This window comes from Pantoea sp. Taur (genome assembly GCF_009830025.1).
GTDB lineage: Bacteria > Pseudomonadota > Gammaproteobacteria > Enterobacterales > Enterobacteriaceae > Pantoea > Pantoea communis.
Window position 1 is genome coordinate 25,838 of sequence record NZ_SZZZ01000019.1, and the last position, 15,014, is coordinate 40,851.

Below are 15,014 nucleotides of genomic sequence, written 5' to 3' on the forward strand. Positions count from 1 at the left end.
CAGTGGGCACTCTTCTTCCCTGCCCTTAACACTCCATCATCACTTTTGTGGTGCACACCTCAGCATTCTTACTGTTTGTCAGAGTGGTTCACTGGCGAAAAAACATCCCGCCGCTCACACTGATCTCAGGCTCCCGTGACTTGCGAGGTGAATGATGAGCAACAGTGATGTGCACCGTCGTCGATTGAAGGCCACGCCGCGCGGTGTGGGTGTGATGTGTGATTTCTATGCGGTTAAGGCGGAAAACGCCACGGTTTGGGATCAGAATGGGCGTGAATACACTGACTTTGCGGCAGGCATTGCGGTGCTGAATACCGGACATCGTCATCCTAAAGTGATGGCGGCCGTGCAGCAGCAGCTGGATTGCTTTACCCATACCGCGTTTCAGGTCATTCCTTACGAGAATTATATTCATCTCGCTGAGCGGCTTAACCAGCGCGTGCCCATTAGCGGCGAGGTGAAAACCACCTTCTTTTCCAGCGGTGCAGAAGCAGTGGAGAATGCGGTGAAGATTGCCCGCGCGGCGACGGGCCGTCCCGGCGTTATTGCGTTCACTGGCGCATTCCACGGGCGCACCAATATGACCATGTCGTTGACGGGCAAAGTCGTGCCTTACAAAACCGGCTTTGGTCCGTTTGCCGGCTCGGTGTTTCATGCTCACTACCCTAATGCGCTGCACAATGTGAGCGTGCATCAGGCATTGGAGAGTCTTGAGGCCATTTTCCGCAGTGATATCAGCCCACAGCAGGTGGCGGCGATTATTTTCGAACCCGTGCAGGGCGAAGGCGGTTTTTATATTGCGCCACCAGCATTTGTATCTGCGTTACGTGCCTTATGCGATCTTCACGGCATTTTGTTAATCGCCGATGAGATTCAGAGCGGTTTTGCACGCACCGGCAAGCTGTTCGCCACTGAGTATTACGATGTGCAGCCAGATTTGATCACCATGGCAAAAAGTCTGGCGGGCGGGTTTCCGTTATCGGCCGTATCCGGGCGTGCCGAAGTGATGGATGCCCCTGAACCGGGTGGTTTAGGTGGCACTTATGCGGGTAGCCCGCCCGCGATAGCCGCCGCGCATGCCGTGCTGGATATTATTGATGAAGAACAGCTGTGCGCACGCGCTAATCAATTGGGCGAACAGCTCAGTGCCACTTTGCGGAGTGCTGGATGCGCATCCCTTGCTGAGGTGCGTGGGTACGGCTCAATGGTTGCGGCAGAGTTTCAGGATGACGCAGGCCGACCATCAGCAGAAATCACCAAAGCGATTCAGTTACAGGCGCTGGCACAAGGGCTGATTTTACTGACCTGTGGCGTACACAGTAATGTGATCCGTTTTCTGTATCCGCTGACGATTCCGCAGCCACAGTTTGATAAGGCCCTGCAACTGCTCAAAGACATTTTACGTGAGCATTAGAAACAACAAAGGCGCCGTTGGGCGCCTTGTTCGAACGTCGCGGGAATCAGGATTCGCTGCTCTGCTTGCGACGCGCGGCATCGCTGTTGCGGCTCAGCCACAGTGATACGGCTTTCAGTGAGTCGTCGGTGAATTCATCGCAGCGTGCAGTGATCTCTTCTGGCGTCATCCAGAACACTTCATCCACTTCTTCTTCCTGCATGGCGAATGGGCCATGTGACACACAGCTAAACAATCCGCCCCAGACGCGGCAGTGCTCATCTTCGAAGTAGAATTTACCATGCTCGGCAAACGGCACTGCGGCGATCCCTAACTCTTCTTCCGCTTCACGGCGTGCAGATTCCAGCATGTCTTCACCACTCTGCACTACGCCACCGGCGGTCGCATCGAGCATACCCGGCATGAAGTCTTTGATTTCAGTACGACGCTGCACCAGAATTTTGCCCATACCATCATGCACCACGATGTAGGTCGCACGATGACGCAAATTCTGCGCACGCATCTGCGCACGGCTGGCCTGCGCAATGACTTCGTTCTCTTCACTAACGATATCAACCCACTCGATACCGCTATCTGCCGTTTGATCCACCATCCGTAACCCTTTTCTGTTTTCGGCGTGCCCAGCACGCGCCTGTTTGCGATGCCTTATTAGAATGAGCGGTAAGGTAAAGCGTTCTTTTCGCCTCCGCAAGGCTCTTCGTGCTTAGCGCGATTTACCCGATTCGGCCAGCCACAATTGCACTGACGCGCGTTGCCACTGAAACTCGGCGTAATGCTGCAATTTCACCGGTAACGTGTCGCCATGCAGTGCCAGGCGGTTAATCATCACTGCCAAATCGGTGTCGGCAATCGACCATTCACCAAACAGGTTTTGTTGTCCATCCGGAAGCAGACGCTGAACCGCCGCAATCAACTTGCTTGCCGCCTGCTCGCCTGCCGGGGTTAATGGCGCAAAGCGCTCGCCGGCAAACAGTACTTCCGTCGGACGCTCAGCACGCAGCGCCATTAAATCACTGCGCAACCACGCCTGCACTTCACGCGCGTGCGCACGCTTTTCACGATCGCGTGGATAGAGACGCTCGAATTCAGGGGCCGGAAAACGCTCTTCAAGGTATTCAGCAATCGCTGAAGATTCATTGAGCACCAGATCATCAATCTGCAGCGTAGGTACGCGACAGGTCAGCGACAGCGCGCGGTAGTCATCATCAAGCTGGGCGTTTTGCGCCAGGTCCACGCGCTTCAGGGTGAAAGGAATGCCTTTCTCGGTGAGTGCAACGTAGACAGACATAGCGTAAGGGCTGAAAAAGGATGCATCGGACCACAAGGTGATGGATGGATAGTTCATCGGCTGCCTCAATAAGCATCAGGTGTGCTTTCTATTTACCGATTTTTATTTGTTAAGGCAATGGTGTGCTGGTCGGATCTTTGACCTTAAGACCAACACAAACTTTCCCTTTTTCTTCATTAGCGTAAGCGCTGTCACGCTATCCGTGCGCTTCTCTTCTATGATCAGTCTGAGCAGAAAATAAATTACAAGGAGGCTCAGCATGCACCTGCTTATTACCGGTGGCACAGGTTTGATAGGTCGCCATTTGATACCGCGTCTGCTGTTGCTCGGACATCAGGTGAACGTCGTCACCCGAGATGTCGCGGCGGCACGGGACAAACTGGATCCTCGCGTTTCGCTATGGTCCGGTATCAATCAGCAAACCGATCTCGACGGTATTGATGGCGTGATTAATCTGGCGGGCGAGCCGATCGCCGATAAACGCTGGACCGAACAACAGAAACAGCGGCTGTGTGAAAGTCGCTGGCAGATCACCGAGCAAATCGTTTCGCTGATCCACGCCAGCAGCAACCCACCGCATTTTTTAATTTCCGGATCCGCGACCGGTTTTTATGGTGATACCGGCGATCTGGTATTAACGGAAGACGATCCCGGTCACGATGAGTTCACTCATGCCCTGTGTGCACGTTGGGAACAGCTGGCACTTAATGCACAGAGCGATCGCACCCGGGTTTGTTTATTACGCACTGGCGTAGTGCTGGCAGAGGAAGGCGGCGCGCTGGCAAAAATGAAGCTACCGTTCAAACTTGGCGTCGGCGGTCCGATTGGCAGTGGGAAGCAGTATCTGCCGTGGATTCACATTGACGATCTGGTTAACGCGATCATCTGGCTGATCGACAATAACGACCTGAGCGGACCGTTCAATATGGTTGCGCCTTATGCGGTGCGCAATGAGCAGTTCGCCGCCACACTCGGCCACGTGATGCATCGACCGGCGTTTATGCGCACCCCAGCCAGCGCGATTAAGTTGATGATGGGAGAATCTGCCGTGCTGGTGCTGGGTGGGCAGCATGTTTTGCCGAAACGGCTGGAGGAGTCGGGTTTTGGCTTCCGCTGGTATGATTTGCAGGAAGCGCTGCAGGATGTAGTCTGATAAACAGACGGCGGCCCTGAGCCGCCGTTTTTCGCTTAGCTGCGTTGTTCCGCTACTCGCGATTTCACCGCCCTCGCTTCACGCGTGTGTCCCGGCTGCGGCACGCGAATGATAAAGGTCAGCAGCCCCGCAAACACATACAGCGCGGTATAAGCCCATACCACCCCGACGATATCAAAGAACGGCAGCATCACTGAGGCGATAGCCGGAGCCACGAAATTGCTCAGGCCCGCCGACAGGTTGTAGATCGAGACGGCGGCACCTTTATGATGCGGTTCCAGCGTTGGAAATACCGCCGTCATCGGTACAAATGCCGCCACAAAGATCCCCAGCATCACTGCCGGAATCAGCGCCACCCAGAAGTTGTGGCCGGCATACAGCGGCAGGTAATAAAACATCAGACTGGAAATCGCCATTCCCAGGCAACCAAACCAGCGCACCTGACGGATCCAGCCTAGCTTCTCACCGGTGATGCCCCAGAAGATGTTGGTGAAAATGGTAACAAAGAAGAACACCGCCCAGATCTGCAGCCATTCAGAGATAGTGAAGCCGAGACGATCGACAAACAGCAGTGGCATGATGATGGCAAAACCAAACAGCGACAGCGTGTTGATAATGCGAATCAGGCAGGCATAAAACACGTGCTGATTCGTGAACAGGATGGTCACGGCCCGCGACATCTCGGTCATTTTGTCACGCATCGGCAAATTCACACGTGAGCGATCCACCGGCACGTTGCGCAGACTGAAGTACGCCAGAATTCCACCACAGGCCACCCAGATAATCGCCAGCCACAGCGTCCCGGTTTCCCCCAGCATCGGGATGGTCAGGCTTGGCAAATAGCTGCCGACCACGCCGATGCCGACGGAATACATTGCCCAGAACCAGCCGGTAGCTGCTGCCAGTTTCTCACGTGGCAAGACCTGCACCAGCATCATCATGAACGAGTAGATAAACAGCGGATAAGCCAGCCCGCGGATGCCGTAGAACAGCACCATCAGCGGATAGTTGCGCAGACCAAGCCCCAGCGACATAAACAGCGCATGCATCACGATCCACAGCACAAAGCCAATCATCATCGCGCGCTGCGGGGTGATCAGCTCAGCCACCACGCCAGACGCCCAGGCCGCCAGCGCTGCCGCTAAACCATAGAAAGTAAATACCACCGCAGATTGCGCAGGTGTAAAGCCCATGTCGGTGATATGGCGCGACAGAAACGCCATTTCAAAGCCATCACCCGCCATGAAAATCGCGATAGCGAGGAAGCCCCAGAACATCTTTTTCGGTAAGCCAAACCAGTATTCGTTCGATTGCATCACCATCACCTTCTGTTTGGTAAGCCGTTATGCAGGCAGCAAGCTGCGCACCTGTTGTTGTTGGATGTAGAGTTCGCGGAACAGACGCAGCCGCTGTTGCAGCACCGCACCGCGCGTCACGTCCGGCTGGTAGCGCGCCTGTATCGCCGGTTTCAGACACACCTCATGCTCAAGACCGCCATCCGCCAGCCACGCTAAACGCGCGGCGCCCAGTGCACCGGATGCGCTGGCCGGGTGGGTGACGATAGGCAGTTGCAGCACATCGGCAATCAGCTGTGCCCACAGCGTGCTACGCGCACCACCGCCGGTCAGGCTGCATTGCTGAATGTGATGCTGAGCGTCACCGAGCACGGCTAACCCATCCGCCAGTCCAAATGCCACGCCTTCGATCACTGCATAGCCCAGCAAGGCACGCGGTGTTTCGTGGCGAAGATTGAAGAAAGAACCGGAGGCATCAGGATCGTTATGCGGCGTGCGCTCACCTGACAGGTAGGGCAAGAATATCGGGGCACTCCGCAGTTGCTCATCGCTGAGCTGTACCATCTCCTCCATCAACTGGCTTTCACTCACCGACAGCAGATTGCACAACCAGCGCAGGCAACTGGCGGCGCTGAGCATCACACTCATTTGATGCCAGCGGCCCGGTAACGCATGGCAGAAGGCATGCACCCCAGATTGAGGATCGGCCTGTAAGCGATCGTTCACCACGAAGATCACGCCGGACGTGCCCAATGAGATAAAGGCATCACCGGGATTGACCGCACCCACACCGACCGCTGAAGCGGCATTGTCACCACCACCACCGGCCACCGTCACCGAAGTGGATAAGCCCCACTCGCTCGCGAGTGCCGCTTGCAAGTGGCCACTCACCGCGCTGCCTTCTACCAGCTCAGGCATCTGCGCGCGCGTCAGGCCCGTTATTCCCAACAGTTCATCAGACCAATCACGCTGCGCCACATCCAGCCACAACGTGCCGGCAGCATCGGAAGGTTCACTGACAAAGCGCCCGGTAAGACGCCAGCGCAGGTAATCTTTTGGCAGCAAAACCTTATCGATGCGGCTGAAGATTGCCGGCTCATGCTCTGCCACCCAGCGCAGTTTCGGCGCGGTGAAGCCGGGCATGATCATGTTGCCGCTGATCGCCATCATCTGCGGATAGCATTTACGCAGCACATCACACTGCGGCGCACTGCGCGTGTCGTTCCACAAGATGCATGGACGCAACACCTTGCCGTCCGCATCCAGCAGCACAGCGCCATGCATCTGACCGGATAAGCCGATGGCACGGATCGCGGCCCACGCATCAGGGGATTGATGACGTAATCCCGCCAGCACTTCGGTGCAGGCTTGCCACCAGCGTTCGGGATCCTGTTCTGCCCAGTGGGGATGTGGGCGCTGCACAGCCAGCGTGGCGTGCTGAGACGCCACAATCTCGCCGTGTGTATTAACGATCAGCGCTTTAAGTTCTGAGGTGCCGATATCGATGCCGAGATACATGATTACACCGCCGCCAGTTCTGGCTGTTTCAGCCACTGCTGCAAACTCTCAACACGACGCGTCACCAGCGCATGAAACGCCTTATCGTTGGCCAGTTCCGCAAACAGCGCGTTATCACTCAGGAAGGATTTTAATGGGTCGGCGCTGCCGAATTGTTTGCGCAGCGCATCGGCTTGCAGCGCACCATCCTGATAGGTGTAAGGCAGATCGTCATTGGCCCAGCGCTGCATGAACAGGAAGAACAGTGCCGGAATCACCGCTGTTGCACTGGGCTGCGCACCGCGCTGGTAGCACTCCTGCAGGGTTGGCGTCACCATGCCGGGAATTTTGGACAGGCCATCAGCACCCACGCGCTGGTTGGTGTCTTTGATGTATGGGTTGCTAAAGCGGGCCAGCACCACGTCGCGGTAATCGGCTAAATCAAGCGGGCTGGGCGACAGAGAGGGAATGACATCCTGGGTGACATAGTCGTGCGCCAGTTGATAAATCGCCGGATGACGCGTGCTGTCATCGATATAGTTCAAGCCAATCAGCGTGCCCGCCCAGGCAATCGCGGCATGTGTCGCATTGAGGATGCGGATTTTCGCCTCTTCCCACGGCAGCACCGATTCGACCAGCTCAACGCCGACTTTTTCCAGCGCCGGACGCCCGGCAATAAAGTCATCCTCAATCACCCACTGAATAAAGGATTCCGCCATCACCGCTGCCCTATCCTGTTTGCCGGTTGCGGCTTGCACGCGCTCCGCCACATCCGGCGTAGGGCGCGGTGTGATGCGATCGACCATGGTATTCGGTGAAGTGGTCTGCGTGCGCACCCAATCTGCCAGCGCGGTATCGCCTTTGGCGGCAAGGAAGGCGAGGAACCCCTCACGGAAACGCTCGCCGTTATGGCGCAGGTTGTCACAGTTCAGCAGTGTGACCGGCGCGCCACCTTGTGCAACACGCGCTGTCAGGATGCGGCTGAGTGCGCCATAAATAGTGCGGATGTCGCCATCCAGATCGGCCTTCACGTCTGCCTGATTGAGATCCAATTTAAATTCAGGTGTCAGGTAGTAGCCCGCTTCAGTCACGGTAAAGCCAATTACACGGGTTTGCGGATTGGCCCCCTGCTCAACCAGCGCGCTAATTTCACTGTCCCACGGCAAGATTTTGCGCAGCGAGGTGATGGTTTCGTAATCGCGCTCACCTTCTGGCGTCACGGTTTCCAGCACATATTCGCCGTTCTGCGCCGCTAACTGATTGAGCAGCGAAACAGCGTCATTGCGGATATTGCCGAGCGCGATGCTCCAGCTTTCGTCTCCCTGCTCGCGCAGTTTATGCAGATACCACGCCTGATGTGCCCGATGAAATGATCCCGCGCCGATGTGCATCCACACTGATTGATTGGTCATAATCGCCTCAATTAAACATTTGCCACAAGACAGGGCATTTGCCCGATGACAGGTAGCATAGTGTGCGTGGTGAGGATCGTTCTGCGAGCCTTATCACAAATAATACATTTGCTCTTTTTTAGGGCTTTTGCTCAGTTAGTGCATTTCGTAAAACACGCGCTAAGATGTCGCATCAGTTTTGACGGAACAGCGTGATGAGCAGAGAAGAGAAAAAGCAGGAGCTGGCCGCACGTGCCGCGTGGATGTACTACGTTGCAGGCGTCACGCAGCAAGAGATTGCGCAGGCATTGGGATTGTCACGTCAGGTGGCGCAGCGTCTGGTCTCCAGCGCACGCGAGATGGGCATGGTGAGCGTAAAAATCGATCATCCCGTCACCCACTGTTTGCAGCTGGCGCGCGAGGTGCAGGAGAAATTTGGTCTGGATCTGTGCCGCGTGGTGCCGTCGGCCAATCTGAACGATGATGCCATTCAGCAGATGCTGGCGGTGGAAGGCGCGGCGGTGATGTCACAGTTTATCAATGAGGAAGCGCCGCAGGTATTTGGCATTGGTTCGGGCAAGACTCTACGCTCAATGATAGATGCATTGCCTTGGGTGGATCGTCCGCAGCATCAGTGCGTTTCGATGATTGGGGCGATTGCACGCGATGATTCCGGTACACGCTACGATGTGCCGTTGAAAATGGCCGAAAAGATGCAGGGCAAGTATTTCTTCATTCCTGCGCCGCTGTACGCCGACACACCACAGGATAAAGCGATGTGGGTGCAGCATCAGGTGTATCAGCGCGTCACCGATCGCGCATTGCAGGCGGACGTGGCTTTTGTGGGGATTGGGGAAGTGATGCCGGGTTGTCCGTTAAATGCCGAAGGATTTATCACCGATGCACAGGTTGAGGCACTGAATGCACGCGGCGTGGTGGGCGAAATGCTCGGTCACTTTTTCAATCAGCAAGGTGAGCGCGTGTGGGGCGAAACCGATGAGCTACTGACCAGCGTATTGCTGGAGAGCCAGACACAGCGCAAGATTATTGGTTTTTCCGGCAGCGAGCGGAAGTATCCGGCGATTCGGGCTGCATTGCAGGGCGGCTGGGTATCGGGACTGGTAACCGATGAAGATACGGCGCTGAGGTTACTGCGGGAGTGAGTTTTCAGCGCCTGCTCAGGAAGCGGGGGGCAGATCGTAAAGACGGCATAAACCATCCCTGGGCCTCATCCCGCGCCATCCCTGGCGCGGGATGCTTTACTCCTCTGCCCCCGCTTCCATCGCCTTAACCATCGTGCAAAATTTACTTCAGCGATCCCGACAGGAACTGCTGCAAACGTGGGCTTTTCGGGTTGCCGAAAAGCTCATCTGGCGAGCCCTGCTCTTCAATCTTGCCTTGATGCAGGAAAATCACGTGATTGGAAACATGACGAGCAAACTCCATCTCATGCGTCACCACCACCATGGTTTTACCCTCTTCAGCCAGTTTCTGCATGATGCGCAGCACTTCGCCGACTAACTCGGGATCGAGCGCAGAAGTCGGTTCATCAAATAACAGCACTTCCGGCTCCATCGCCAGGGCGCGGGCAATGGACACACGCTGCTGCTGACCGCCCGAAAGATGCACCGGATATTTAGCACGCGCACGCTCATCAATGCCGACTTTATCCAGATATTTAATCGCACGCTCACGCGCTTCGGCTTTGCTCAGCCCCAGCACCTGGATTGGCGCTTCGGTGACGTTATCCAGCACCGTCATATGGCTCCACAAGTTAAAGTGCTGGAACACCATGGTCAGACGAGTGCGCAGTGAACGCAGCTGCTCTTTGTTGGACACTTTCAGCTGTCCATCGGTATCGCGCACCAGATTGATTTGCTCGTTGTTAACCGAAATGGTGCCTTCGCTCGGCTTTTCGAGGAAGTTAATGCAGCGTAAGAAGGTACTTTTCCCGGAACCGGACGAGCCAATAATGCTGATCACATCGCCGGCATTCGCCTGCAGTGATACGCCTTTCAAAACTTCATGTTCACCGTAACGCTTGTGCAGTTCGGTAACGCTTAATTTGTTGTCAGCCATAGTGATACTCAATGCGATGAAGAGGGTTTCACGTGCGCCAGGAAGCGGCGTTCCGCCTTGCGGAACAGGCTAATCAGCACGTAAGAGATAATCAGATACAGCACCGCAGCGATGCCAAACGCGGTAAACGGCTGGTAGGTCGCCGAGTTAATATCACGCGCGATTTTCAACAGATCTGGCACCGTGGCAGTAAATGCCAGCGCGGTGGAGTGCAGCATTAGGATCACTTCATTACTGTAGGCTGGCAGCGCGGTACGCAGCGCCGACGGTAGTATGATGCAGCGATACATTTTAAACGGGGAGAAACCGTAAGCGCGTGCCGCTTCAATTTCGCCATGGGGAACCGCGCGAATGGCCCCGGCAAAAATTTCGGTGGTGTAAGCGCAGGTGTTCAGCGTAAAGGCCAGCAGCGTACAGTTCAGGCCGCTGCGGAAGAAGGCATTCAGCAGCTCCGATCCTTTCACCACTTCCAGCGTATACATGCCGGAATAGAATACCAGCAGCTGGACATACAGCGGCGTACCACGGAAGACATAGGTGAACAGCCAGACGGGCGTTGAGATATAACGATTTGGCGATACACGCGCAATCGCCAGCAACACCGCCATACAACCACCGATCACCACGGAAAGAATCAACAACCACAACGTAATGGCGACGCCGGTAAAACGGTAACCATCTGTCCAGAGCAGCTGTTTCCAATACTCCTGAATAATATCGATCATAGCTTTGCCCTTTTCACACCCACCGTGTAGCGGCGTTCAAGCCACCACAGCACGCCGTTCGACAGCGTGGTAAACACCAGATAAATCACCCCCGCGACGATCGCGAAGTAGAACGGCTGCCAGGTACTTTTACCCGCCAGCTGCGTGGCTTTCACCACGTCTTCCAGCCCCAGCAGCGACACCAGCGCTGTGGCTTTGAGAATCACCTGCCAGTTATTGCCAATACCTGGTAACGCAAAACGCATCATCGCCGGGAACAAAATACGACGGAAAGTTTGCGAACCGGTGAAACCGAAAGCGGTAGCCGCTTCAATCTGCCCTTTTGGCACAGCGAGGAAAGCACCCCGGAAGGTTTCGGTGAAATAGGCACCATAGATGAAGCCAAGTGTGATGATACCGGCCACCATCGGATCGATATCAAACTGCGCCATGCCCAGCGCATCAGTGACCGTATTGAGGGCGATTTGCAGACCGTAGAAGATCAGCAACATCAAAACCAGATCAGGTACACCGCGGATTAAGGTGGTGTAGCCTTCAGCAATCATCACCAGCAGGCGACTGCGAGAGAGTTTGGCGCCAGCGCCCATTAAGCCAAGCACTAAGGCAAGCACCACGGAGCTGAGTGCCAGCTCAAGTGTCACCAGGGTGCCTTTTAGGATTACTTCAGAATAGCCATACAGCATGGGTTCGATCCTGTCGTGAGGGAAAATAACAAACGCTGCCCAACTAACGGACAGTCCTGACCAGGATTTGAATCACAGGGTAGATGGCGGCAAGCGTATGAACCCCGGGAGTTTACATAAGTAAGCGCCCGGAGTGAATAGTTATGACCAACCCTGCTGCAAATCAATCATCAAGGTCAGAAAACAGGACAATTAATCGCCGTATACGTTGAAATCAAAGTACTTCTTCGCAATCTTGTCGTAAGTGCCATCTTTACGCATGGCATCAAACGCTTTATCGATGGCCGCTTTCAGGTCGGCATCATCTTTGCGTAAGCCCATACCGGTACCGACACCAAAGATTTTGTCATCTTTAACCGCTGGACCGGCAAACGCATAGTTTTTGCCAACCGGCTGTTTCAGGAACCCTTCACTCGCCTGCACTTCATCCTGGAAAGCCGCATCGATACGACCCGCATCCAGATCCTGATACACCAGATCCTGGTTGGCGTATGGCGTCACGGTGACACCTTTTGGACGCCAGTTTTCGTTCGCGTAGGTTTCCTGAGTGGTGCCCTGCAGCAAACCAATGTTTTTACCTTTCAGCGATTCGATGGTCGGTTGCAGGCTTGAACCTTTCTTCGCCACTAAACGCGCATTGGCGGCGTAAAGTTTTTCAGAGAAGGCGATCTCTTCCTGACGTTTCTCGGTGATGGAGAGAGAAGAGATGATAGCGTCGATCTTCTTCGCTTTCAGCGACGGGATCAGTGCATCAAAATCACTTTCCACATAAGTACATTTGGTCTCGATACGCTTACAGATTTCGTTCGCCAGATCGATGTCAAAGCCGACTAACTGGCCTTGTGCATTCTTGGATTCAAACGGCGGGTAGGTCGGGTCTGTCCCGATGCGCAGCGTTTTTGGTACCGCAGCGAACACGCTCGCAGCGCTGGACATGGCCAGCATCAGGGAAAGAGCCAGAACTCGCTTTTTCATAGGTAACCCTCAAGTGAAGTGCTTATTGTTATATGGTCGTGATGTGTGTTTGCGCTGAATGATTTGCAGGTTTCATGCCAGTTATGCAAAACGGCGAAAGCGTGCTCAGGCGCACTAAATACCGCGCCCTTCAGGGGCGCAAGCACTTAGTTTGTGAGGGAAATATAACAGCGGCGTGAGGAAGAAAAAGCGACATCGTTAACTTTTGGTGCACAAGATGCACGAAGAGTGATCGGGCACGCGAAATTGCACACAGTTAGTGCAAAATTGCACCATTATGCGCCATGCCAACGGGTAAACAGGTCTTGCGGCAGCTCAATATCGAATTGATCAATGACGCGATTGACGGTTTGATCGACCAGATCTTCAATTTTTTGTGGGCAGTGATAAAAAGCGGGCACCGGCGGCATGATCAGTGCGCCCAATTCCGCGGCCGTGGTCATCATGCGTAAATGCCCAAGATGCAGCGGCGTTTCGCGCACGCACAGGACCAGTTTACGCTGCTCCTTCAGCACCACATCGGCGGCGCGCGTCAGCAAACTATCACTGTAGCTGTGCACGATGCCGGAAAGGGTTTTCATTGAACAGGGTAAAATCACCATGCCGAGTGTCTTGAAGGAACCTGATGAGATGCTGGCAGCGATATCACGTACGTCATGCACCACATCAGCCAGTGCTTGCACATCACGCAGGCTGTAATCCGTTTCCAGCGATAACGTCTGACGCGCAGCCGGACTGATCACCAAATGGGTTTCCACATCGGCCAAAGGTTGCAGCACTTGCAACAATCGCACACCGTATATCGCGCCACTGGCGCCGGAAATACCAATGATCAGTCGTTTCATTATTCAGCCCTGCCCGTTCAGATTGCGGCAATGATAGCCGCTCACTGAGCAAAAATACAAAAACAAACAGGGCGGAGTCTCCCCCGCCCTGTTAAAGATGAGCACCACGAGGCGGTTAGCCTTCGTTATGCAGCTCCAGACCTTCCACTTCGTTCTGACGCTGAATCGCTTTCGCATCGTCATTACGCAGTGACTGCAAATACTCGAGGTACTGCTGGTCGACATCTTTGGTGACGTAAACGCCGTTGAATACCGAGCACTCAAACTGTGCGATATCCGGGTTCTCTTCACGTACTGCTTCGATCAGATCATCGAGGTCCTGGAAGATCAGCGCATCGGCTTTGATCAGCTGACGAATTTCTTCCACTTCACGACCATGCGCGATCAGTTCGGTAGCGCTCGGCATATCAATACCGTAGACATTCGGGAAACGAATTTCCGGTGCGGCAGACGCCAGGTAAACACGTTTTGCACCGGCTTCGCGCGCCATTTCAATGATCTGCTCAGACGTGGTGCCACGCACGATGGAGTCGTCAACCAGCAGCACGTTCTTATCACGGAACTCAGCACGGTTGGCGTTCAGTTTGCGGCGAATCGCGCTACGACGCATATGCTGGCCTGGCATGATAAAGGTGCGGCCCACATAGCGGTTTTTCACGAAGCCCTGACGATATGGCTTGTCGAGAATACGGGCGATTTCCAGCGCGGCATCCGTGGAGGTTTCCGGGATAGGAATCACCACATCGATATCCAGATCTTCCCATTCGCGGGCAATTTTCTGACCGAGTTTGGTGCCCATACGCACACGTGCGCTGTAGACCGACACCTTATCAAGGAAGGAGTCTGGACGCGCAAAGTAGACATATTCGAACAGGCAAGGGTTGGTTTTGGGATTCTCAGCACACTGGCGCGTGGAGAGCTGGCCCTGCTCGGTGATGTACACCGCTTCACCAGGCGCCACATCGCGGATGAACTCGAAGCCTAAAGTATCCAGTGCCACGCTTTCTGACGCCACCATATATTCGGTGCGACCATCAGCAATCACGCGTTTACCCAGCACTAATGGGCGAATCCCGTTCGGATCGCGGAACGCAACTAAGCCATGGCCAATAATCATCGAAACCACTGCGTAAGCGCCGCGCACCTGTTGGTGCACTGCCGCTACCGCAGCAAAAATGTTGTCAGCTTCCAGCGGGTCATGCTGGAAACGGTCGAGCTCCTGCGCAAAGATGTTCAGCAGGATTTCAGAATCAGAGGTGGTGTTAACGTGACGGCGACCCACTTCGAACAGATGCTTACGCAGTTCGTGCGCGTTGGTCAGGTTGCCGTTGTGCGCCAGCGTGATGCCATACGGGGAGTTTACGTAGAAAGGCTGCGCTTCAGAAGCGCTGGAACTGCCCGCGGTTGGATAGCGAACATGGCCAATCCCGATATTACCCTGCAAACGCTGCATGTGGCGTGCTTCGAAGACATCGCTCACCAGGCCATTCGCTTTACGCAGACGGAAGCAGTTAAGCGCATCGATGGTACAAATGCCGGCGGCATCTTGCCCGCGGTGCTGCAGCACCGTTAACGCGTCATAGATCGACTGGTTTACTGGCATAAAACCGGTGATACCAACAATACCGCACATGTTGTCATTTCCTCATTGGCCGCACTCCCGGTGGCG

The 15,014-nt window shown here is 54.9% G+C and carries 14 protein-coding genes; 3 read left to right on the top strand and 11 right to left on the bottom strand.

Features of this window, described 5'->3' with window-relative positions; genetic code table 11:
* The first annotated feature begins 154 nt into the window (after nt 1-154).
* Nucleotides 155-1,414, top strand: coding sequence for a 4-aminobutyrate--2-oxoglutarate transaminase (locus FD744_RS20465; RefSeq protein ID WP_160869191.1), 1,260 nt, complete (start codon nt 155-157; stop codon nt 1,412-1,414).
* 46 nt (nt 1,415-1,460) lie between these two features.
* Here the strand turns inward: FD744_RS20465 and yfcD are convergent, their stop codons facing one another.
* Nucleotides 1,461-2,006 carry an NUDIX hydrolase YfcD gene (yfcD, locus tag FD744_RS20470; RefSeq protein WP_034825091.1) on the bottom strand — a complete coding sequence of 182 codons (546 nt, stop codon included), beginning with the start codon at nt 2,004-2,006 and terminating at the stop codon, nt 1,461-1,463.
* A 111-nt stretch (nt 2,007-2,117) separates the two neighbouring features.
* Nucleotides 2,118-2,759: a glutathione transferase gene (yfcF, locus tag FD744_RS20475; RefSeq protein WP_038645717.1), complete on the bottom strand. Its 642-nt coding sequence runs from the start codon at nt 2,757-2,759 to the stop codon at nt 2,118-2,120.
* A gap of 202 nt (nt 2,760-2,961) precedes the next feature.
* On the opposite strand from yfcF, the gene FD744_RS20480 reads away from it, so the two are divergent.
* Nucleotides 2,962-3,855, top strand: a complete 894-nt coding sequence (locus FD744_RS20480) for a TIGR01777 family oxidoreductase (RefSeq protein WP_097116574.1) — start codon at nt 2,962-2,964, stop codon at nt 3,853-3,855.
* Between the two features lie 35 nt (nt 3,856-3,890).
* Here the strand turns inward: FD744_RS20480 and FD744_RS20485 are convergent, their stop codons facing one another.
* The 3 genes from FD744_RS20485 to dalD are packed head-to-tail and all read right to left on the bottom strand — an operon-like array spanning nt 3,891 to nt 8,059.
* On the bottom strand, nt 3,891-5,171 hold the full coding sequence (locus FD744_RS20485) for an MFS transporter (RefSeq protein WP_160869137.1): 1,281 nt from the start codon (nt 5,169-5,171) through the stop codon (nt 3,891-3,893).
* Nucleotides 5,172-5,198: 27 nt separating this feature from the next.
* Nucleotides 5,199-6,668 carry a xylulokinase gene (gene xylB / locus FD744_RS20490; RefSeq protein WP_160869139.1) on the bottom strand — a complete coding sequence of 490 codons (1,470 nt, stop codon included), beginning with the start codon at nt 6,666-6,668 and terminating at the stop codon, nt 5,199-5,201.
* A gap of 2 nt (nt 6,669-6,670) precedes the next feature.
* A complete protein-coding gene (gene dalD, locus FD744_RS20495; RefSeq protein WP_160869141.1) occupies nt 6,671-8,059 on the bottom strand; it encodes a D-arabinitol 4-dehydrogenase in 1,389 nt (462 codons plus the stop codon).
* A gap of 194 nt (nt 8,060-8,253) precedes the next feature.
* Here dalD and FD744_RS20500 point away from each other — a divergent pair, with 194 nt between their 5' ends.
* Nucleotides 8,254-9,201: a sugar-binding transcriptional regulator gene (locus tag FD744_RS20500; protein ID WP_160869143.1), complete on the top strand. Its 948-nt coding sequence runs from the start codon at nt 8,254-8,256 to the stop codon at nt 9,199-9,201.
* A 142-nt stretch (nt 9,202-9,343) separates the two neighbouring features.
* Here FD744_RS20500 and hisP read toward each other — a convergent pair whose 3' ends face one another.
* The 6 genes from hisP to purF all read right to left on the bottom strand — a co-directional run bounded on the left by hisP (nt 9,344) and on the right by purF (nt 14,978).
* Nucleotides 9,344-10,117 carry a histidine ABC transporter ATP-binding protein HisP gene (hisP, locus tag FD744_RS20505; protein WP_038645703.1) on the bottom strand — a complete coding sequence of 258 codons (774 nt, stop codon included), beginning with the start codon at nt 10,115-10,117 and terminating at the stop codon, nt 9,344-9,346.
* A gap of 8 nt (nt 10,118-10,125) precedes the next feature.
* Entirely contained in the window at nt 10,126-10,842 is a 717-nt protein-coding gene (locus tag FD744_RS20510) for an ABC transporter permease (protein WP_034825106.1), read from the bottom strand.
* Entirely contained in the window at nt 10,839-11,525 is a 687-nt protein-coding gene (locus FD744_RS20515) for a histidine ABC transporter permease HisQ (RefSeq protein ID WP_160869145.1), read from the bottom strand. Before FD744_RS20515 ends, FD744_RS20510 begins: the two co-directional genes overlap by 4 nt.
* Before the next feature lie 192 nt (nt 11,526-11,717).
* A complete protein-coding gene (gene argT / locus FD744_RS20520) occupies nt 11,718-12,500 on the bottom strand; it encodes a lysine/arginine/ornithine ABC transporter substrate-binding protein ArgT (protein WP_034825110.1) in 783 nt (260 codons plus the stop codon).
* 275 nt (nt 12,501-12,775) lie between these two features.
* Nucleotides 12,776-13,345 carry a UbiX family flavin prenyltransferase gene (locus tag FD744_RS20525; protein ID WP_160869147.1) on the bottom strand — a complete coding sequence of 190 codons (570 nt, stop codon included), beginning with the start codon at nt 13,343-13,345 and terminating at the stop codon, nt 12,776-12,778.
* A gap of 115 nt (nt 13,346-13,460) precedes the next feature.
* Nucleotides 13,461-14,978 carry an amidophosphoribosyltransferase gene (gene purF / locus FD744_RS20530; protein ID WP_034825114.1) on the bottom strand — a complete coding sequence of 506 codons (1,518 nt, stop codon included), beginning with the start codon at nt 14,976-14,978 and terminating at the stop codon, nt 13,461-13,463.
* Nucleotides 14,979-15,014 lie beyond the last annotated feature (36 nt).